A 21,017-nucleotide genomic window follows, 5' to 3' on the forward strand; every position below is an offset into this window, starting at 1 on the left:
GGTGTCCTCCCGATCCTCGACCACAATCGTAGCGATCTTCCCGGCTGGGTGGTTGTGCTATGTCACAGTGGAGTGTGCGCCGGGCCGACCGCGCACCGAATCACCCTTTCGCGGCAAGTGTATTCGCTCGTGCCATCAGCGCGTCGGCGACCGGGCGCGGGCGGCGGCCGAGGCCGCACGCGGTGGCGACGCCGTCGACCGGTCGGCCGAGCGCCCGCTCGATGAGGTGCAGCGTGTGCAGTTGTTCGGCTTCGCTCGGGCTCTCGTGCACCATGCCCGCGTAGCAGGCGGTGCCCTCGGGCAGCGCCAGCTTCGCAAGCGGCGCATAGAATTTCGGCTTCGCCGACGGCGGGATGTCGCCCGCGGCGAAGGGCACGTGCACGAAGTCCAGGGTGCGATCGGCGGGCCACTGCCGCGCGATCGAATTCGCCAGGTCCACGGCGGGCCGCATGGTGCGCAACGTGGCGCGGGCCTTATTGTTCATGCTGCCGAGGCACAGGTGCACGCCGAATCGTGTGCCCGGCGGGGAGGCCGCGGCGATTTCGGCGATGCCGCGCCCGATGCCCAACCCGCGATCGGCGAGTCTGTGCAGCGGCTGGGTCTTGGCCATCAGCAGCAATTCCGCGGTGGCCTCCAGCTGGATGACGACGTCGTCACCGGCCAATTCCCGGATCGCCACGATGTCGCGCACGGTGGCGTCGGTGAAGGCTTTCTTACTTTCCCGCACTCCCTTGGGGCCGAGCGCGACGAACGCCATGGTGAAGTCGGTTGCCATCCCCAATTGGAGTGTGACACCGGATAAATCCCGTTCCGCGCACAGCGCGCGGAATACCGGGACCGCCTCCTGCGCTTCGCGGAAATATCCGAGATCCATCATGTCGCCGGTGAGTTTCCGGCCGCCCGCGGGGCGATAGATGGTCCGTTCCCGGCTGGTGCGCCACTGGCCGGGCCGTTTCGATTCCAATGCGCCCTGCGCGACCAGATCCTCGATGATCGGCCGGATGTAGAACTCGTAGCGCCACGTCTCGCCGGTGGGCAGGGTGCGCAACTGGGGGCCGGCGCTGTCTACCATCGCTCGCATGGCGGCGTCTGTGCTTTCCGCTGGAAAACTTCCGACGAAATGCACCGCTCGCGTACCCATGGGTCGGATACTAGACCGGCGGTTTGCTGCGCGCGATCCGGTGAGCGGTCGGGCACGACTCGTTGTCGTACTGTGACCTTCCCGGCTCGACGGACTACGTGCTCGGCCCGCCATGTCCGACGAGGGTCGCGAATCATACTGGGGATGGCCATGATTCGCCGAAAGATGGCTCGAGGTCCGACAGGGCTCCACATCCGGGGCCGCTCGACCACGAAGAAGCGCCACGTCCCGCCGATGACGGCCACGTGTCCGTCGATACCGAAACCGCTGCTACCGCAGCCTCATCCGGCAATGCGACCTGCCCGTAGCGTCGGCCGGGCTGAAATAGCGGTCGAAGTCGTTGCCGGGGTGATCAATCCGGACACGCCCGGGGTCGGCGTCGCGAAACTCATTCCACCGATCAATAGTTGAGCGCACGTCCAACTGAAATGCCGCGATTTATCAAGTGCGGCAATCCATGTCCGTCGCTGGTTGCGACGGTAACGAGTATTCAAATCTTTTTCGATAACCGTTGCGAGTTCGCTAGTTCGCGGTCTAACCTCCGGACCTACAACTGAATCAGGATGCCAAAGTGGTTATCCTCGTGTAACTCCGAGGGGAGCGCGTCTCGTGCGGGCCTTCTTAAAAGCATTTGTCGTGTCATCAATTCTGTGTCTGATTCCGGTGGTAGCGCACGCCGACGACACCTCACCACCGGGCGGCTGCACCGCGATTTCCTTTGCCGTTCCCCCGACGGGCACTTTGGCGGCCACCCTGTGCATGCCTGCGACCCCGACCGGCACGGTGCTGGTGTTGATGGCGGGATCCAATTACAACCACACCTATTGGGACTTCCCGTACGCGCCGGAGACGTACAACTTCCGGCGCGCGATGAACGCCGCGGGTTACGCGACGCTGGTCGTCGATCGTTTCGGCAACGGTGCGAGCACCAGGCCGCCGAGCGCCACGCTGACGGCGACCGGTTCGGTCATCGCGCTGCATCAACTCGTCGGCGCGGTGCGGCAGGGATTGCCCGGTGCGCAACCGTTCAGCAAGGTGATCACCGGAGGGCACTCGCTCAGCTCGGGCATCGCGGTGATCGAGGCGAGTACCCATCACGACGTCGATGGTGTTCTGCTGACCGGGTTTTCGCACAGCTTGAATACGGTGGGCACGCTCGGGGTCGTGGCGACCTACTATCCTGCGGCGGGTGACCCGCAATTTGCCGGAAAGGGTTATGACCCCGGTTACCTGACCACCCGGCCCGGAACTCGGGCGGGTGATTTCTACGGGGCCGGAGATTACGACCCGGCGGTGCTCGCCACCGACGAGGCGACCAAGGAGGTCTTTTCGCTCACCGAGTATCCCGATGGTCTTACCTCCACCCTTCCGCCGGCCACCAACTTGATCGATGTGCCGGTCATGGTGGTCAACGGAAGCGAGGATCGGTTGTGCCTGAACGCCTGCGCGAGCACCGCGACGCTGGCCGCCGAAGAAGCGCCGTATTTCAATGCCGCGGCTCGGCTGCGCACCTATGTATTGCCGGGTAGCGGGCATTCGGTCAACCTCGCCCTGAACACCGCCGCTTATCAAGCGGCAGTGCGCGATTGGCTGGCGTCGCTGTTCTGACCGCCTCGCCGCAGGTCGGCGTTGGTATCGATCGACCCGAGGGCGGGAGCCGGCAAGGCTGCCGCCCTCGGCCGGTTGCCGCCCGATGTGCCCGAAAGGTGAGGTCCCGATGGTTGCCTCGTCGGTGGCAGCGGTTTGTCAAGTGGGCCAACGCATCTCCGCCGAGCGGGGCGCGCGGACGGGGTAGCCACATCTTCGCGATAGGTATTGCGCATCATCCGGCGCGCGGGTTAGCCTCCCGGTTGATGACTCAACATGGATGCCAGAGTGGCTATCCGCGTATAACTCCGAGGGGAGCCGGTCGCGTGCGGGCCTCGATACGGGCTTTTGTCATATCAACAATGCTCTGTCTGACGCCGGGTATCGCCCAGGCGGACGAAGTTTCGCTGCCGGATCGCTGCCAGCAGATCACCTTCCCGGTGCCGCAGGGAACACTGGCGGGCAAACTGTGCCAGCCGACGGACCGGCCGACCGACGCCGTCATGGTGTTGATGGCGGGATCCAATTACAACGGTTCCTACTGGGATTTCCAGTACGAGCCGGGGACATACAATTTCCGGCGCGCGATGAACGGGGCGGGCTACGCCACGCTGGTGGTCGACCGGCTCGGCAACGGCGCGAGCAGCAGGCCGCCGAGCGCGACCCTGACCGCGACGGCCACCGCGGAGGCGCTGCACCTCATCGTGCAGCAGCTGCGGCAGGGCCTGCCGGGCTCGAAGCCGTTCGGCAAGATCATCACCGGCGGGCATTCGCTGAGTTCGGGCACCTCCGTCATGGAGGCCACCAAGTATCACGACGTCGACGGCGTGCTGCTCACCGGGTACTCACACACGCTGTACGTGCCCGGCGTGCTCGGCGTGATCGGCACGTACTATCCGGCCGCCCAGGATCCGGCCTTCGCCGGCCGCGGCTATGACCCCGGCTATCTGGTGTCGCGCCCAGGCTCCCGCGCCGCGGATTTCTACGGACCGGACAATTTCGATCCGAAGGTGGTCGCCGCCGACGAGGCGACCAAGGAAACCTTCTCCCTCACCGAGTATCCCGACGGCCTGCTGTCCACGCTGCCGGGAATGTCCAGTCTGATCACCGCGCCGACCATGGTGGTCAACGGCAGCAAGGACATATTGTCCTGCGGGCCGGGTTTCTCGATCTGCGCGGACAGCGCGGCCCTGCACGCCGCCGAGGCGCCGTATTTCGGTCCCGACGCCAAGCTGCGCACCTTTGTCCTGCCCGGTTCCGGGCATTCGGTGAACCTCGCGCCCAACACCGCCGAATATCGCGCCGCCGTCATCGACTGGGCGGACTCGATCGTCCGGTAACCACCCGAGCCCGGCACCGACGATCAGCGGCGCCGGGCTCGGTCGTTCCGGAATCGTTTCTCACGCACGGGGTTTCGGGTCGAAAGGCGATTCGTTGCCGGGCTCGATGCGCGGGTCGGCGAAGATCTCGGTCCCGGTCGAGCTCATCCGGGCCGCGGCCGCGTCGGTCACCCGCAGGGCATACAGGCCGTTCGCCGGATCCACGGCCACCAGGCCGTAGGCGGTGTCCACATCGTCGACGGTGAGCTTCAACTCCCGCAGGGCGGCGTCCAGGGTCGCCTCCTGCGGGAGCCGGACGGTCAGCAGCGGCATGCCTCCACGTTACGCGCGGGTGGCCGCCCGGTTCAGCTCCGCGAGCAGCGCCGTGGTGTCGGCGACGCCGTACCCGTAGTCGTAGTTGTAGCCCCCGGGCTGGGCGGTCGCGCTGCGCTGCAACAACTCCCGCAGCCGGGCCGGCGGCAGCGCGGTCGCCGACCAGCGGGTGCGGATGGCGGTGACCAGACCCGCCGCCACCGGCGTGGCCGCGGAGGTGCCGGTGTCCGGTTCGGTGGCGCCGAAGGCCGTCGACCCGAGGAAATGGGTGTAGGAGCAGACGTCCGGCTTGCGGTCGGTCAACCGGCCGGGGCCCTGGGACGAATAGCCCACCCGCTTGCCCGCGGTGTCGACGCCGCCGATGGAGAGCACGCTCGGATGCGAGTTGGCCCCGCCGATCGGCTTGTTCGGGTAGGCGCACCGGCCGTCCGGGCAGTCCCGCCCGCAATTGCCCGCGGCGAAGAGGATGTCGGCGCCCGCGGCTTCGAGCGAGCCGACGATCACGTTGAACGGGTGGGACGGGTTGTCGGAGTAATTGCCCGGCGCGCCGACCGGGAAATCCCAGCTCGGCGAGAACGAACCCCAGCTGTTGCTGATCACCAGGGCCCGGGACGCGGCGGGCTGATCGGTGAGCACGGTACGCAGGTGGGCGTACCCGGCCAGCGCGTCCGACAGCAGGCCCTCCATGACGGTGCCGCCCTGCCGTCGGCTCTGCAGGACCGGCAGGTCGAGCAGCGACGCCTTCGGCGCGGCGATGAGCGCGTCGAAGGCGCACATCGAGCCGTGGTCCACCGGGAACTCGCCCGCGGTGCCGGTGACGCCGGCGGGATTCCAGCTGCGCGCCTTGTCGATGGTCACCGAGCCGCCGCGCACCTGCTTGACCTTCGCGGCGTTGATGCCGGTGTCCACGATGGCCAGCGCCACCGACGTGCCGTCCAGGCCGGCGGCCGCCAGATCGCCGTGGCGCAAGAGGGTTTCGACGTCGTGCCAGTTACCGACCGCGGGCGTGTCGCCACAGGTGAGGTTGGTCTGGATAACCGGATCCGCGAAAACCCCGGTGACGCCGCCGGCCGCCGACAATCGCGACACCGCGTCGGTGATGCCGTCGTCGTCGATCTCGCCGCGCACCAGCACCGTCGCGTGCTCCGGTGCGAGCGAATACCGCGACTGATCGGCATCGGGCACTGCCGGAACGGGTTTCGGCACCGCGATCGGTGTGTAGGTGTGATCCAAGACCAGCCCGGGCAGTTGCCCGGCAACATCGGCGGAGGCGACCGGAACCGCGCGATCGGCCACTGCGGTAATCAGATCGACGGACGGACGAAGCTGAATCAGTACGCGCATATCTGCCATGATGCCGCCCCGCCCGGCAAAATTCGCGCCTGGCGTGCAAAGTGCCGCTGGGTCGATGCGCAACGGCGACCGGAATAGCCGCAAGCTGCCAGCAATTTTACCGAACTGCGTGGCGCGGATCACAGTGCGGGAGGCGAACGCGTTTTGCTGAATGCGGATCGGACACACCGGACAGCGGCTGCCCGCCTGCCGCGGATGCCGCGCCCGGTGTGGGTTTCGGCAAAGGTCTCAGCAGGTAGTGGACAGAAACGCTGGGCCACACAGGTATTGACGTCTGGTGCGCCGAGATCCCTTTTGCTAGAGCGTTTTTCGCTTTCTCGGACATTGCCGTACCGCGGATTCGGTGGTTAGGCTTGTGTCGGTTGCCGACGTTGCCGACCGTTATTCCGCGGCACGGCAATCGTGTTCATCCAGTTCATCTCGATGATTGATGGGACGGTTCGATGAAATCAGGAATCCGCTCTGGCCTATTGCGGTTCGCCGCGATCACCTGCCTCGCCGTGGCCGCCGTCGGCGCGCCCGCGGCCTTTGCCGCCCCGAACGACCCGTCCGCGCCGCTCTGCACGATGAGTTACCCGGTCCCGGTGGAACCGTTCCAGACGCCTGCGTCCAGCGAGGTGTTCGCGACGTCCGCCGGCGGTTCGGTCGACCTGAAAGTCCACACGAACGCGGGGACGGATGTGGCCTATGACCAGAAATTCTCGGTCAATTGGGCCAATATCGACACCGGCCGCAGCGGGGTAGCCGACACCTCCGCCCAGGTGAAGGGCTCGGACAACACGTTGACCGTCACCGGCATTCCCACCAAGCCCGGCCGAGTCCTGTTCAACCTCGGTGTCTTCAACCACGGCGAGGGCGCGAACTACACCAACGGCGAATGCAGCGTGGAGTACCAGGTCAGCTGATCTGCCCCTGGATAAACGACGAGCGCCCGGCCGCTGGACGGGCCGGGCGCTCGGGCGAAGTCGCTCAGTCGGCCTGGATTTCGCTGCGGTCGCCGCTCCACAGCGTGTGGAACTTGCCCGGCAGGTCGATGCGCTCGTAGGTGTGCGCACCGAAGTAGTCGCGCTGGGCCTGGGTGAGCGCGGCGGGCAGGCGCTCGGCGCGCAGGCCGTCGTAGTAGGCCAGCGACGAGGCGAAGGCGGGGACCGGGATGCCGAGCCGCACGGCCGCCGCGACCACGCGCCGCCAGCTGTCGATGGCGTTCTCGATGGCCTCCCGGAAGAACGGATCGAGGATGAGGCTCGGCAGCTGCGCGTTCGTGTCGTACGCGTCCTTGATCCGGTTGAGGAAGCGGGCCCGGATGATGCAGCCGCCGCGCCAGATGGTGGCCAGGTCGCCCGGGCGCAGGTTCCAGTCGTATTCGGTACTGGCGGCGGCGATCTGGTCGAAGCCCTGGGCGTAGGCGACCACCTTGGACGCGTACAGCGCGCGCTCGATGTCCTTGGTGAACTGCTCGACATCGGTCGGCTTGTCGGCGAGCTGCCCCGAGGCGAGCCCGACCGCGGCGCGGCGCTGATCGGTGGCGCCGGACAGCGCGCGGGCGAACACCGCCTCGGCGATGCCGGTGACCGGGACGCCGAGATCGAGCGCCGCCTTGACCGTCCAGCGGCCGGTGCCCTTCTGCTCGGCCGCGTCGAGGATGACGTCGACCAGCGGCTTGCCGGTCTTGGCGTCGACCTGGTTGAGCACCTCGGCGGTGATCTCGACCAGGTAGCTTTCCAGCTCGCCCTGGTTCCAGCCGGTGAACACGTCGGCGATCTGCTTGGCGTCGTAGCCGACGGCATCGCGGAGCAGGTGGTAGGCCTCGCCGATGAGCTGCATGTCGGCGTACTCGATGCCGTTGTGCACCATCTTGACGAAGTGGCCCGAGCCGTCCGGCCCGATGTGCGTGCAGCACGGGGTGCCGTCGACCTGCGCCGCGATCGACTCCAGCAGCGGGCCGAGCACCTCGTAGGACTCCTTGGGCCCGCCCGGCATGATGGCCGGACCGTTCAGCGCGCCCTCCTCACCGCCGGAGATGCCCGCGCCGACGAAGTGCAGGCCGCGCTCGCGCAGCGACTTCTCCCGGCGGATGGTGTCGGTGAACAGCGCGTTGCCGCCGTCGATGATGATGTCGCCCTCGTCCATCGCGGCGGCGAGTTCCTCGATCACCGCGTCGGTCGGATCGCCGGCCTTGACCATGATCAGCACCCGGCGCGGCTTCTGCAGCGCGCCGACGAACTCCTCGATCGTCTCGGTGCGGACGAAGTCGCCCTCGTCGCCGTGCGCCGCGAGCAGCGCGTCGGTCTTGGCGATGCTGCGGTTGTGCAGCGCGACGGTGTGTCCGTGCCGGGCGAAGTTGCGCGCGATATTGCTTCCCATCACCGCGAGGCCGGTGACCCCGATGTGGGCGCGTGCGTTCGATCCCGCCGATGACGTCATGCTGAATAAGGCCTTTCACTCGGCGCGGACTTCGCCACGCTGGTGCCGCAAGAAAACCTGTCGTCCAACCTACATGGGTGGCGTCCCGCGATTGTCGGTTGGTCGCGGTCCACGACTCGCGGCAAGGGGGCTTGTCATAGGATCATCCGATGCCACTACGTCGCTGGATAGTCGCGTTGACGGTATGCACGACGGTCGCCATGGCGACCGGGTGCGGCGGCGCGGGGGAGTCGTCCGCGGCGCCGGTGAAGGTCGGCGTGCTGGTCATCACGATGTTCGATCCCGAGGTCGAGCCCTGGTTGCAACGCGAGTCGCTGCCGATCACCGTCGATGTCCCCACCTCGTACAAGCCGGTGCACTGCAATGCCGACGGACTGTGCGTCGCCGAGACCGGACAGGGCAAGGCCAACGCCGCGGCCACCATGATGGCCGTGCTGGACAGCCCGAAGCTCGACTTCACCAACGCCCACTTCCTCACCGTCGGCACCGCGGGCGCGCCGCCGGACCAGGCCACCCTCGGCTCGGCCACCTGGGCCCGCTGGGTCGTCGATTTCGACCTCGGCAACCATCTGATCCCCGCCGAGGCGCCGGGCCTGCCCTACGGCTACCGCCCGGTGGAGAACTACAACACCGCCGCCTATCGCCTGAACGATCAACTCATCGACACCGCCTTCGGCCTCACCGAACACGCCACCCTCGCGGACAGTCCCGAGGCCGCGGCCGAACGCGTCCAGTTCGGTCAGGGCGACCGCAAGCCCGCGGTGACCAAGTGCGACACCATGACCGGCGACGACTGGTTCTCCGGCAAGGAACTCTCCGACACCGCGCGCTACATCATGGGCGTGCGCACCAACGGCCAGGGCACCTACTGCACCACGCAGATGGAGGACAACGCCACCGCCGCGGTCCTGGACCGCCACGGCTACCTCGACCGCTACCTGTCGCTGCGCACGGTGAGCAATTTCGATCAGCCCTACCCGGGCCAGAGCGTGCTCGACCACCTGGAGCAACATTCCGCGGGCTTCCGCCTGTCCCTCGACAACGGCTACACCGTGGGCCGCACGGTCGTCGACTACTTCCTGAAGAACCGGTACCAGCCGGCTCGCTGAGCGGGCCGGCCGGTAGCGGTTCTCATTCGTCGCGGTCGTAGTCGGCGACGCCGCGTTTCCAGTACCCGGCGATCAGGTAGTCCTTCGGATCGATGCCGAGGTCGCCGCGCACCCAGCGGCGCAGCGGCTTCAGCACGCCCGACTCGCCGGCCAGCCAGACGTAGGTCCGTTCTCCCGCAGGCACTTCGATGGCGCGCAGCGTCTTCTCGAAGGCATCGCCGGTGCCGGGCGCGGTGTGGCCGCGATGCACCCAGTGCACCTCGAAGCCCGCGGGCGCGTCCAGCGGGATCTCCTCCTCGGGACCGCCCACCTCGATGACCGCCCACCCGGCGGACTCGCGCGGCAGCCATTCCAGCCAGCGCGCGATGGCGGGCAGCGCGGTGATGTCGCCGGCGAGCAGATACCTGTCGTAGCTGGTGGGCACGACCACGCCGCCGGGCGGGCCGGCGATGTGCATCGGGGTGCCCGGGGCGGCGACCAGCGCCCAGTCCGAGGCGAGCCCGCCGGGATGCACGGCGAAGTCGATATCCAGTTCCCGGTCCGCGGCGCTGAATCGCCGAACGGTGTACTCCCGCGACACCGGACGCGGCTTGCCCCACTCCAGGGAGAGCCCGTCCTTCCTTGGCAGGCGCAGCACGCCCTCCTCGTCCGGAAACACCAGTCGCACATGCTCATCCGGCACATAGCTGTGGAAGTCGGCGAGATCCGCGCCGCCGAAGGTGATGCGGATCAGGCCCGCGCCCACCTGCTCGGTGCGCAGCACCTGTACCGCGCACAGCCCGATCGGGTAGCCGACCTTGGCTCCGTGCGCGCCCGACAGCACCTCGGCGATGCGTTCGGCGTAACCGGCACGATCCATCAGGGCTTCTCCTTTCCCATCAGCGGGGCGGCGGCGACCGCCGCCAACCCGCCCAACACCAGTACGGACAGCCCGTAGATCACCAGAGCGGTTCCGGGCGCGAAGAATTGGCCGACCAGGCCGGCTGTCATCGAGCCGACCGCGGTCCCGGTCACCGCCTGCACCATGAGCAGGCCGGAGAGCCTGCCACGCAGCTCCTCCGGGGACTGCTGCTGCAGGATCGTATAGCGCAGCACGATATTCAGCGCCCGCGCCAGACCGAATCCGGCCAGGCCGAGAAAGGCCAGTGCGGCATGCGGCCAGAGCCCGGCGACGATGACGCCGATCGGCATGACCGCCATCGAGATCAGCAGCGCCCGACCGGGCCGCTGGGTGCGCCCGATCCAGCCGCTGGTCAGTGAGCCAAGCACCGCGCCCGCGCCGGGTGCGGCATAGAGCAGGCCGAGAGTTGTTGTCCCGACCCCGAGTTCGTCGTGCGCCAGCGCGGGCAGCAGCACCAGCGGACCGCTCACCAGCATGGCGATCGTGCCGGTCAGCAGCGCGGCCCGGATGACCTTGTGTCTGGCCGCGAACGTGATGCCGATGGCGAGCTCGCGCAGTGGATGCGCGATCTCCCGCTGCGGCGGCGGCTGCGGTCCGATGGACCGGATCAGTCCGACGGTGGCGACCGTCGCGCCCGCACAGAGGAAAAAGGCAAGTCCGACACCACTTTTCGCGATCAATAGCCCGGCCACCGCCGGGGTGACCATGGTGCCGAGGTCGGTGGTGAGCGAGGTGAGCGCGCCCGCGGCGGCCACCTTCTCCCGGCCGACGAGCGTGGGAATCAGCGCCATCAGCGCCGATCCGCTGACGCCACCGGCCAGGCCGTCCACCACGCCGGCGGCGTAGATGACGGCCAGGAACGGATCCGGCAGCAGTGCGTTCAGGCCGAGCGCGAGGAAGCCGAAACCGGCTGCGCTGCGCGCCCATTGGATGACGTCGCGCCGGTCGTACCGGTCCGCGATCACCCCGCCCGCCAGGCTTCCGCCGAACAGCGAGACCGCGGTGACGGCGGTGACGCCGGCGACGTGCAGCGACGATCCGGTGGCTTGGTAGACCTGCACGGGCAGCGCCACCATCAGCAGGCCGATGCCGAGCACCGAGATCAGCCGGGCCGCGAAGGCGTTGCGGAACTCCCGGCTGGCCCGCAGTGGCGAGGTGTCGATCAGCAAGCCACCGAACGATGTCACTTGAAGCGCTCCGCCAACAGGTCGAGAGTGGCCATGGCGGTGCGGTAATCCGGACGCTGGCTGGTCGCCGGCAGCTCGTAGAGCTGACCGTTCTGGAAGGCAGGCAGCTTGGCCAGCAGCGGGTCCTCCTTCAGCTGGGCGATGGTGCGGCCGCCGTCGAGCGTGATCACGAACAGCACCGGCGCGTCGACCACCGTGCTCAGCAGCTCGGGGCTGAAGCTCACCCAGTCACCGGCCGCGGGCCGGGCCGGGTTGCCCGCCTTCGCCTCGACCTTGTCGTCCATGGTGACGCCGACCGAGGACAGCAGCGTGGCCAGCGAGGTGTTCGGGGCGATCAGGGTGGGCTTGCCGTCCTTGCGGGACTGCATGACCGCGGCCGCGCCCTGCGGCAGCTTGATGCCCGCCTTCACCTTCGCGACCTTGTCGTTGTAGGCGGTGATCAGGCTGTCGACCTTCGCGGAACGGTTCACGATGTCGGCCACCGACTTCAGCTGGTCCTGCCAGTCGGTGGCGTTGGACGGCACCAGCGCGGTGGGCGCGATGGCGGTGAGCTTGTCGTAGTTGTTGATCGACTGCTGGCCCGGGTAGCCCGGTCCGCCGCCGATGATCAGGTCCGGCTGCTGGGCCGCGATGAACTCCAGGTTCATGTCGTCACCGGAGGGCACCGCCACGGTGCCCTGCTGCTTGGCATCCGCGGCCCACGCGGCGGGGAACTCACCGGGCTTCATCGTTACGCCCAGGATGCGCGGATCCGCGGCCTTCACCTTGGTGCCCAGGTCGAAGAGGTATCCGGCGAGCACGCCGTTGACCACCACGATGCGCTGCGGGTCGGCGGGCACGGTGACCGCGCCCTTGGCGGTCTGCACCTCCCTGGTGCCGGACTTGCTCGAATCGTCCGTGGCGGAGCTGGTGCAGCCCGCCACCAGCGCGACGAGCGCGAGGATCAGCAGCGCGACGGCGGCACGCAGGCGGGCCGTCTTTCGGTACAGCGACATGACGAGTTTTCTTTCTTGTTGAGGGGAGGTCAGGCGCGGATCCGGGGATCCACGTCGAGCAGCGCCGCGACTTCGGTCCAGCCCGTGGGGGACACGATGTCGAAGTGCGAGTAGGGAAGCCGGCGCACCACGAGCCGGGCGCCCGCCGCCTGCCAGCCCGTCATCTGGGCTTCGGCGCGTGCGGGTTCGGTACCGGTGTCACCGGAGTACAGGGCCATCGGCCCGCGGTATCGCGGCGTCTCGGAGCGGATGACCAGGCGCAGCAGCACGGTGGCGGCGCCACGAATGGCGGCCGCGAGTTCCGGTGCGTCCTCCGGGATTTCGGGGAGCAGCCGATCCAGCTGCGCCGGATCCGCGAGACTCTGTTCGGCCCGCTCGGTGAGATTGGACAGCGGATGCGAATCCACGAGGCCGGCATAGGCGACGGCGTCACCGTCGGCCTCCAGCGCGGCCGCCAGCGCATGCACGATATTGCCGCCGAGCGAGTAACCCAGCAGGTGATACGGCCCCTGCGGCTGGATCCGGCGAATGGTGCGCAGATAGTGCCGCGCCAGCTCATCCAGGGTGGCCACCTCGAAGGCGGGGTCGCTCAGGGTCGGCAGCTGCAAGCCGATGATCGGCCGGTCGGCCCGCAGCAGCGTGGCCAGCGGGCCGAATTGCCAGGCCGTGCCACCCACCGGGTGCACGCAGAACAGGGGTGCGGCCGTGCCGCGGGTCCGCAATGGCAGCACGTGATCGAGGCGGCTGCCCAGCAGGGCGAGCCCATCGGTCACCACGGCCGTGCCGGGTTCGGTGGCCCCGAGCCGCGCCGCCAGGGCCCGCGGTGTCGGAGCCGCGAACACGTCGTCGAGGGTCGCCGCGACGCCCGCGCGCCCGAGCCGTCCGACCAGCCGGACCGCGCTGAGCGAATGCCCGCCCGCCGCGAAGAAGTCGTCGTCGGCGGCGAATTCGGGTAGCGACAGCACCGCGGCCATGGCCGCGCGAATTCCGTCGGCCCGGTCTGCCGTACCTGGCGCGGCCACGGGCGCGGCGGTGACTACACCCGAGGGCACGGGTGCCGTGACTTCCCCGCTGGACGGCGCCTCCGCCGCGCCCGAGTCCGCCTCGTAGGTCGGGACGGGCAGCGCCTTGCGATCGATCTTGTCGCTGGAGGTGCGCGGAATATGGTCGAGCACCAGGAACGCCGCGGGAATCATGTAGGCGGGCAGCAGTGTTCGCAATTGCTCGCGCACGCCCGCCAGGTCGAGCTCGACGCCGAAGCCGGGGATGAGGTACGCGGCCAGACGCTGGTCGCCCGGGGCGTCCTCGCGCAGCAGCACCACGGCGGTCGCCACGCCCGCGCAGGTGAGCAGCGCCGATTCGATGTCGCCGAGTTCGATGCGCTGTCCGCGCAGCTTGACCTGGCTGTCCGCGCGCCCGACGTAGTCGAGTTCGCCCGCCGCGTTCCACTTCACCAGATCGCCGGTGCGGTACATCCGCTCGCCGTTTCCGGACGGGTCCGCGACAAACGCCGCGGCGGTCAGGTCCGGCCTGGACAGATACCCACGCGCCAGCTGGGTACCGGTGAGGTACAGATCGCCGATGGTGCCCGCGGCCACCGGCCGCAGCCGTTCGTCCAGCACTCGCACCCCGCATCCGGTGGGCGGGACACCGATGGGCACCGACAGCAGGTCGGCGTCGACGGTCTCGTGATGGGTGATGCACACGGCGGCCTCGGTCGGGCCGTAGAGGTTGTGCACCACGGTTCCGGTCAGCGCCCGCATCCGCTGCGCGGTCGCGGGCGGCAGCGCCTCCCCGCCGGTGTAGACGCAGCGCAGGTCGGTGTACCCGGTCAGATCGGCTTCCTCGGCGAGCACCGTCAGCATGGAGCTGGTCATCTGGATGGCGGTTACCCGCTCCTCGCGCATGAGCCGGGCCTGATAGTAGGGGTCGCGATGGCCGTTCGGCCGGGTCAGCACGATCCGCGCGCCGACGTGCAGCGGCAGGAAGATCTCCAGCAGCGACGCGTCGAACACCGGCGGTGTCCGGTACAGCACGGTGTCACCGGGCCCGAACCGATCCAGCCGCTGCAACCACTCGAAGGTGTTGATGATCGCCGCGTGCGAGACGGTCACGCCCTTGGGCATGCCGGTGGATCCCGAGGTGAACAGCAGGTACGCGGAGTTGGCCGGCCGCAACGGCGCGATCCGGTCGGCATCGGTGAGCGCGGCCGTCGAGAACTCGCCGACCTCGAACCCGTCGAGCGAGTCCAGTACCACCGTTGGTGCCGCGGTCTCGAGGATCCGCTCGATGCGTTGCGCGGGTTGTTCGGCGTCGATCGGCAGGTATACCCCGCCCGCCCGGCAGATCGCGTGCGCGGCGACCACCGCGTCGACGGTGCGCGGAATCGTCACCGCCACCACCGATTCCGGTCCGACGCCCTGCGCGATCAAGCGCCGCGCGAGGCTGTTGGCTCTGGCGTCGAATTCCCGGAAGTCGATGGTCACGCCGTCGGCGGTGATGGCGGGTGCGCCTGGATCGACCGCCGTACCCCAGTCGGCCAGGGTCGTGCCGCGGGGCGAAACCTGCTGCTGGACAGGGTGGTCGAGGAACTCCGCGACGCGCACATCAGACCGGACGGTGAGCTCGGTCAGGATCGCGGCGACCCGGTCGGCGATCCACCCCAGCGTCGCGTCGGTGATACCGCCCCGGTCGTAGCCGATCAGCAGCTCCAGTTCAGCGGCGGGCGGCGCGACCAGCGTCATCGGGTAGTGCGTGGCACCGTGGTTGTGGAACGCGCCCAATCGCACCTCATGTGATTCCGGTTGCCGGGCCCCGGAATTGGGGAAGTTCTCGAACACCACAAGGGTGTCGAACAGCTGCCCGATCCCGGCGATGCGCTCGATCTCCGCCAGCCCGGCGTGATCGAATTCCTGCATGGCGAACTGCTTTTCCTGCAGGTCGGCCAGCTGATCGAGCAGACCCCGCTGCGGGTCCAGCGCGCACCGCACCGGAACGGTATTGGTGAACAGCCCGACCATGGCCTCCACCCCGGCCAGCTCGGCGGGCCGCCCGGAGACGGTCGCGCCGAACACCACATCGGTGCGACCGGTGAGTCCGGCCAGCGCGACCGCCCACGCGCCCTGCACGAGGGTGTTCATGGTGAGGCCGTGGCGACGGCCGAGGTCGGTGAGCGCCGCCGCGAGCTCCCGGCCGAGCGGTATCGGTCGCTGCGAGAACTCGCTCTCGCGGAAGGTGTTCTCCCGCACCAGAGTCGGTGCGGTGAGCCCGGCCAGCCGGCGCGCCCACGCGGTGCGCACCGCGCCGTGGTCCCGTGCGCCGATCCAGGCGAGATAGTCGCGGTACCGTGCCGGGGCGGGCAACTCGTCACCGTGATAGGCGGCGAGCAATTCGCGCAGCACGATCGGCGTGGACCAGCCGTCGATGATCAGGTGGTGGGCATTGAGCACCAGCCGGTGCTCGTGGTCCGGCAGGCGAATCAGCATGGCGCGCAACATCGGCGACCGATCGACCACGAACCGGTGCCGGGTCGCCTCGGCCGCCAGCCGCTCCGCGGCGGCGACCGCGGCCCGCGGCGGCAGTCCGGAGAGGTCGACCTCCCGCCACGGCATGCGCGCCGCGCGCGGCATCGCCTGGACCGGCTGATCCAAACCCGCGTAATGGAAGGCCGCCGCCATATTGGGGTGGCGGCGCACCACCGTGTCGAAGGCCGCCGACAGCCGCGGTCCGTCGACCGGGCCGTGCAGATCGACCCGTGCGGTCAAGGTGTACACATCCGCCGCGCCATCCCGAATCGCGTGGAACAGCAGCCCTTCCTGCAACGGCGAGAGCGGCAACAGCTCGGCCAGCGGGCCGTGTGCGGCCTCCAGCGTGTCGATGACGTCCTGCGACACGCCCGTGCCCGGGCAATCCGACGGCGTCAGGCCGCCCTGGTACAGCACCGCGTGGGTGGCGAAGGCCTCCAGCGCGACCTCCCAGTGGCGCTGCAACCGGGCGACGGCCTCGGCGCCGAGAATCCGGCTCGCGGCCGTCCACTCCACGGCGATCCTGGGTGCACCCGACTGTGCGGTCGTGCCTTCGTGCACAAAGACATTGAGCGAAAGTACCTCCGTCAGTGCCTTTTCCGGCGGTTCGGTCACCGCGAAGGCATCGTGTTCGGGCAGACTCCAGCCGATGGCGGCGCCCCCGCCGAAGCGGCCGAGGTAATTGAGCAGCACCTCGGGCGCCCGCCGCGAACCGAGCAGCGGTGCGGTCTCCGGGTCTTGCCTGCGCAGCACGCCGTAGCCGACCCCGTTGCCGGGGACCGCCCGCTTGGCCTCCTTGACCGCGCGCAACAGCCGGCCGGCCGCCGCGCCGCCGGCCAGGGCGTCGGCGAGCCCGTCCGGGTCGTCGATACCCGTCGCGGGCGTCCACACCGGGTACTCGCTGGTGAACCAGCCGATGGTGCCCGCGAAATCGGTATCCGCGCCGAGAGATTCGCGCCCGTGCCCCTCGACCGTGACCGGCCTGCCCGCTTCCAGGGCCTCGCCGCGCTCGTGCCGCCAGGCATTGATCGCGAGCATGAGGGCGGCGAGCAGCACGTCGTCGGTCTTCGCCCGGTAGGCGGCGGGCAGGGTGGTCAGCAATGCGTCGGAGATCTCCGGTGCGGCGAAAGTCCTACTGCGGTCGGCGCTTTCGACGAGATCGAGGCCGTGGTCGAGCGGCCGATCGCCCAGCGCCGCGACCGGGCCTGCGCCGAGGACCTGCTGCCAGTGCGCCAGTTCGCGGCGATATCCGCCGGTCGCGCCGGCCTCGGCGAGCAGCGTGGCGTGCCGTCGCCATGAACTGCCCTTGGCCGGTAGTCGTGCCGGGCGTCCGGCACGCGCCGCCACGCACGCCTCGTACAGCTCGGGTACCAGGATGCGCCACGAAACACCGTCGACCACAAGATGATTGGCGACGAGGACGAGCCGGTCGGCGTCGTCCGGCCCCATCCGGACCAGCGCGGCCCGGATCTCGACGCCCGCGGCTGGATCCAATTCCGTCGACAGCTCCGCCGCGACCTGTTCGACGAGCGCCGCGTCGGATTCCGCCGATGTTCCGTGTGGGTCACGAGAATCTCCGTGTGGGTCACGAGAATCAGAGACAGAAGCGGGCGTGTTCGCCGTTTGCTGGTGGTGGAGCGCTATCTCGCGGACCAGATCGGCCGCGCGTACCGCGCCGACCTCCGCGACCGCCAGTCCGGGGTCGGCGTCGGTTGCGTCGAACACCAGCCGCAACGCGTCGTGGCGGTCGAGCAGGGTTTGCAGGCCCGTGATCAGGTGGTCGAGGGAGACGTCCTCGTGCAGGGTCAGCGCGGTCCACTGGGCGTATCCGGCGATGCCGCGGCCGCCGGGGTTGGCTTCCAGCAGAGCGCCGACCAGGGGCGGAATCGGGACCGGGCCGGTGGCCTCGTCCGGCGCCGCGGCGTCGGCCCCGTGTGTCACGGGTTGGGCAGCGGCGGCGACGGTGGCCAGATCGCGCTGGGCGAGCAGGGTTTTCGGCTGGACGGCCAATCCGAGGGCGCGCAATCGGCTGCTCACGCCGATGGCGGTGATGCTGTCGCCGCCGAGCCCGAAGAAGTCGTCGGTGGCGTTGACCCGCGCCACGCCCAGCACCTCGGCGACCACAGCGCAGACCGCGCGCTCCGGCTCGGTGCGGGGCGGTCGTCCCGTTGAAACCAGTTGGGGCGCAGGGAGTGCCGCTCGGTCGAGCTTGCCGTTCACGGTGGTCGGCAGCGCGTCGAGCGGCACCAGCACCGATGGGATCAGGTGGTCGGGCACCATGGTGGTCAACCGGTGCCGCAACTGATCGGCGTCGAGGGTTCCGCCCGCCTCCGGGACCAGATAGCCCACCAATCGGGTGCTGTCGCCGGTCTTTCGGACGGTGGCCGCCGCGGCGGCCACGCCGGGCAGCGCACCGAGCGCCGCCTCGACCTCACCCAATTCCACGCGATAGCCGCGCACCTTGATCTGCTGGTCGGCGCGGCCCAGATAGTCGTAGCCCTGGCCGGGCAGCCAGCGCGCCCGGTCGCCGGTGCGGTACATGCGCTCACCCGCCGCGAACGGGTCGGCGACGAAGCGGTCGGCCGTCAGTGCGGCGCGGCCGAGGTAGCCGCGTGCCAATTGTGTTCCAGCCAAGTACAACTCGCCGATTTCGCCGTCGGGCACCGGTTGCAGCCCGCCGTCCAGCAGGTAGGCGCGGGTGCCGGCCAGCGGGCGGCCGACGTGCGGCACCGCACCGGAAAGGGGCGCACTGAGCGCGTCGACCGTCGCCTCCGTCGGGCCGTACATATTGCGGGCGGGCACCTCCGACGCGACGATCGCCGACCACAGCGCGGGCGGGGTCGCCTCGCCGCCGAGCAGCAGCAGCCCGGGGCGGTGCGCGCCGTCGAGCAACCCGTTGTCGATCAGCGCGGTCGCCATGGACGGAGTGGTGTCGACGACGTCGATCCGGTCCGCGGCGAAGGCGGCGACCTGCGCGGCGGCGTCCTTTTGAATGTCGTTGTCGTACAGGTAGATCCGGTGGCCGCACCATAGCCAGAGCAACTGGTCCAGCGCCGCGTCGAAGGCGAAGGAGTAGGTGTGGGCAACGTGCAACTGCCGCCCGCCGGCTCGCGCGGCGGCCTCGGCGTAGTCGAGCGAGCGGTGGTGCTGGAGCAACTGCGCCAGTGCGCCGCAGGTGATCTGGACGCCCTTGGGCTTTCCGGTGGAGCCGGAGGTGTACACCAGATAGGCGAGATGTGCGTCCGAGCGCGGCGCGCCGAGTTCGGCCTCGGCCAGGGGACCGCTCGCGAACTCGGCGACGGCTTCCCGAATCGCGCTGTCCGACAACCGGATCAGCTGGTCGCATCGATCGGCGAAAACCGCTTCGCCACGGTCGTCGCCGGTCAGGATCAGTACCGGTGCGGCGTCGTCGACGATGTCGGCGAGCCGCTGCGCCGGATGCCCCAGATCCAGCATGAGGTAGGCCGCGCCCGCATGCCGCACCGCGAGCAGGGCGACCACGATCTCCACGGTGCGGGGCAGCGCGATGCCGACGATGTCCTCGGGACCGACGCCCCGGCCGCGCAGATATCGCGCCAGCCGGTGTACCCGCGCACCCAGGTCGGCCGCGGTGACCTGCTCGCGGCCGCCGACCAGCACGATGTCGTCCGGGCGCGCGGCGACCATCCGATCGAAGATCTCGACCGCGTCCGCGGGGTGCCCGGGCAAGGGCGCGCCGGCCCGCTCGACGGCGATCCGCGCGCCGATCTCGGCCGGATACAGGGTGATCGCGCCGATCCGCCGGTCCGCGTCGTCGACCAGTTCGGTGATCATCCGGACCAGTGCGGCCATCCGGCGGTGCACCGTCTCGGCGTCGAGCGACCGCGCGTCTACCTCGAACCCGAGCTGGATCCGATCCTGGGCGAGCGGCGTGACGGTCAGGCCGAGGTCCTCCGGCGGACCACCGGCGACATTGCGCAGAATGCCTGTGGCACCGTCGAAATCGAGGGTGAAGTCGAATGCCTTCAGATTGATGCCGATGCCGTGCAGCAGCGCGCCGGTCTGGGTGCCGCCGAATTCGCGCGCCAAGTCCTCACCGCGGAAACGCTGGTGGGCACGCACCTCGCGCAGCGCGTCGGCCACCCGCTTGCCGAGCTCGCCCAGCCGGTCCTGGCCGGACACCGGAATCCGCAGCGGCAGCACATTGACCGCCATGGACGGTGTGGTGAGCGCGACCTTGCCGACCCGGGCCATCACCGGCAGGGCGATGACCACGTCGGTCTCCCCGAGCAACCGATGCACGAATCCCGCATAACCGGCGACGAGCACGTCGGCCCAGGTGATGCCGGTCGCGGCGGCCGCCGCCTTGATGCGTGTCACCAGATCGGCGTCGAGGACGGCACGCGCCTCGTGGGTCTGCTCGACAATTCCCTCCGGCGCGGCGCCACGTCCGTCCAGCGACGGTAGCGGGGTGAGCCGATCCCGCCAGTAGTCGCGGTCGTGCCGATGGGCCTGGCTGGCACGGTATTCGAGGTCTTCCGCGACGAGCGTCCGGAACGAGCCCCACTTCGGCGGCGGCACGTCGCTGCCCTGGCGCAACGCGGTGTAGTGCGCGGCTACCCGGCGCGACACCATGGCCGCGCTGTATCCGTCGATGATCAGATGGTGGTAGAGCTGGATGCACCACACGTCGCGGTCGGTGAGTCGCAGCAGCGTGTAGGTGTACAGCTGCCGGTCGACCATGGTGCGGCAATCGGTGGCGGCCCGTTCGCGTTCGGCCGCGACCAGCCGGTGCGCGGTGGCGATCGGGTCGGTCTCGTCGCGCAGGTCGATGAGCGGTCGCAGTTCCGGTTCCAGGTCGGTGATCCGCTGACGCGGGCCGTCGGCGGTGTCGCTGAACCGCAGCCGCATGGTGTCGGTCTCGGCGATGGTGCGGCGGATGGCGGTGTCCAGCAACGTCACGTCGATGGTCTCGGACGCGGAGATCTCGAGCACCTCGCCGACCAGGTAGCTGAGCGACTCGGGATCGAGGCGCTGGGCGTTCCAGATGCCCAGTTGCGCTCCGGTGAGCGGCAATCCGGGATGACCTGCGCCCGTGTCGTCCCGTTCCACCAGGCCCACAGCAACTCCTTCACCACCGACGTATTGACCCCTCCCTCGGTCCG

At 69.2% G+C, this 21,017-nt stretch carries 12 protein-coding genes; 4 read left to right on the forward strand and 8 right to left on the reverse strand.

The genetic code is table 11. The features are described from left to right. Positions 1-100: 100 nt before the first annotated feature. A complete protein-coding gene (locus tag ACFQ9K_RS03745; protein ID WP_378720286.1) occupies positions 101-1,081 on the reverse strand; it encodes a hypothetical protein in 981 nt (326 codons plus the stop codon). Between the two features lie 696 nt (positions 1,082-1,777). On the opposite strand from ACFQ9K_RS03745, the gene ACFQ9K_RS03750 reads away from it, so the two are divergent. Further along, complete coding sequence (locus ACFQ9K_RS03750) at positions 1,778-2,749, forward strand: alpha/beta hydrolase (RefSeq protein WP_378982765.1); 972 nt, start codon at positions 1,778-1,780, stop codon at positions 2,747-2,749. A 341-nt stretch (positions 2,750-3,090) separates the two neighbouring features. After that, entirely contained in the window at positions 3,091-4,068 is a 978-nt protein-coding gene (locus ACFQ9K_RS03755; protein WP_378720284.1) for an alpha/beta hydrolase, read from the forward strand. Positions 4,069-4,128: 60 nt separating this feature from the next. On the opposite strand, the gene ACFQ9K_RS03760 is transcribed toward ACFQ9K_RS03755, so the two are convergent. Beyond that, positions 4,129-4,380, reverse strand: a complete 252-nt coding sequence (locus ACFQ9K_RS03760; protein ID WP_378720283.1) for a hypothetical protein — start codon at positions 4,378-4,380, stop codon at positions 4,129-4,131. Between the two features lie 9 nt (positions 4,381-4,389). Further along, positions 4,390-5,724, reverse strand: coding sequence for a S8 family serine peptidase (locus ACFQ9K_RS03765; protein ID WP_378720282.1), 1,335 nt, complete (start codon positions 5,722-5,724; stop codon positions 4,390-4,392). 452 nt (positions 5,725-6,176) lie between these two features. On the opposite strand from ACFQ9K_RS03765, the gene ACFQ9K_RS03770 reads away from it, so the two are divergent. After that, positions 6,177-6,638: a hypothetical protein gene (locus ACFQ9K_RS03770; RefSeq protein WP_378720280.1), complete on the forward strand. Its 462-nt coding sequence runs from the start codon at positions 6,177-6,179 to the stop codon at positions 6,636-6,638. A 64-nt stretch (positions 6,639-6,702) separates the two neighbouring features. On the opposite strand, the gene gndA is transcribed toward ACFQ9K_RS03770, so the two are convergent. After that, the gene (gene gndA / locus ACFQ9K_RS03775) at positions 6,703-8,157 is read right to left on the reverse strand and encodes an NADP-dependent phosphogluconate dehydrogenase (protein ID WP_378722212.1); all 1,455 of its coding nucleotides are present in this window, start codon (positions 8,155-8,157) and stop codon (positions 6,703-6,705) included. Between the two features lie 149 nt (positions 8,158-8,306). On the opposite strand from gndA, the gene ACFQ9K_RS03780 reads away from it, so the two are divergent. After that, positions 8,307-9,266 carry a purine-nucleoside phosphorylase gene (locus ACFQ9K_RS03780; protein ID WP_378722210.1) on the forward strand — a complete coding sequence of 320 codons (960 nt, stop codon included), beginning with the start codon at positions 8,307-8,309 and terminating at the stop codon, positions 9,264-9,266. A gap of 22 nt (positions 9,267-9,288) precedes the next feature. On the opposite strand, the gene ACFQ9K_RS03785 is transcribed toward ACFQ9K_RS03780, so the two are convergent. Genes ACFQ9K_RS03785 through ACFQ9K_RS03800 form a run of 4 tightly spaced genes read right to left on the reverse strand, consistent with a single transcriptional unit; the run spans position 9,289 to position 20,973 of the window. Beyond that, on the reverse strand, positions 9,289-10,125 hold the full coding sequence (locus ACFQ9K_RS03785; RefSeq protein WP_378722209.1) for a siderophore-interacting protein: 837 nt from the start codon (positions 10,123-10,125) through the stop codon (positions 9,289-9,291). Next, the gene (gene entS / locus ACFQ9K_RS03790) at positions 10,125-11,354 is read right to left on the reverse strand and encodes an enterobactin transporter EntS (RefSeq protein ID WP_378722208.1); all 1,230 of its coding nucleotides are present in this window, start codon (positions 11,352-11,354) and stop codon (positions 10,125-10,127) included. Before entS ends, ACFQ9K_RS03785 begins: the two co-directional genes overlap by 1 nt. After that, positions 11,351-12,349: an ABC transporter substrate-binding protein gene (locus tag ACFQ9K_RS03795; RefSeq protein WP_378722207.1), complete on the reverse strand. Its 999-nt coding sequence runs from the start codon at positions 12,347-12,349 to the stop codon at positions 11,351-11,353. Before ACFQ9K_RS03795 ends, entS begins: the two co-directional genes overlap by 4 nt. A 29-nt stretch (positions 12,350-12,378) precedes the next feature. Continuing rightward, positions 12,379-20,973, reverse strand: coding sequence for an amino acid adenylation domain-containing protein (locus ACFQ9K_RS03800; RefSeq protein ID WP_378722205.1), 8,595 nt, complete (start codon positions 20,971-20,973; stop codon positions 12,379-12,381). Positions 20,974-21,017 lie beyond the last annotated feature (44 nt).

Source organism: Nocardia sp. NPDC056564 (assembly GCF_042793755.1).
Lineage (GTDB): Bacteria > Actinomycetota > Actinomycetes > Mycobacteriales > Mycobacteriaceae > Nocardia.

Coding starts and splice junctions, on each gene's coding strand:
- ACFQ9K_RS03745 (WP_378720286.1), bottom strand. CDS start 1,081: ATGCGAGCGATGGTAGACAGCGCCGGCCCCCAGTTGCGCACCCTGCCC.
- ACFQ9K_RS03755 (WP_378720284.1), top strand. CDS start 3,091: ATGCTCTGTCTGACGCCGGGTATCGCCCAGGCGGACGAAGTTTCGCTG.
- ACFQ9K_RS03760 (WP_378720283.1), bottom strand. CDS start 4,380: ATGCCGCTGCTGACCGTCCGGCTCCCGCAGGAGGCGACCCTGGACGCC.
- ACFQ9K_RS03765 (WP_378720282.1), bottom strand. CDS start 5,724: ATGCGCGTACTGATTCAGCTTCGTCCGTCCGTCGATCTGATTACCGCA.
- ACFQ9K_RS03770 (WP_378720280.1), top strand. CDS start 6,177: ATGAAATCAGGAATCCGCTCTGGCCTATTGCGGTTCGCCGCGATCACC.
- gndA (WP_378722212.1), bottom strand. CDS start 8,157: ATGACGTCATCGGCGGGATCGAACGCACGCGCCCACATCGGGGTCACC.
- ACFQ9K_RS03780 (WP_378722210.1), top strand. CDS start 8,307: ATGCCACTACGTCGCTGGATAGTCGCGTTGACGGTATGCACGACGGTC.
- ACFQ9K_RS03785 (WP_378722209.1), bottom strand. CDS start 10,125: ATGGATCGTGCCGGTTACGCCGAACGCATCGCCGAGGTGCTGTCGGGC.
- ACFQ9K_RS03795 (WP_378722207.1), bottom strand. CDS start 12,349: ATGTCGCTGTACCGAAAGACGGCCCGCCTGCGTGCCGCCGTCGCGCTG.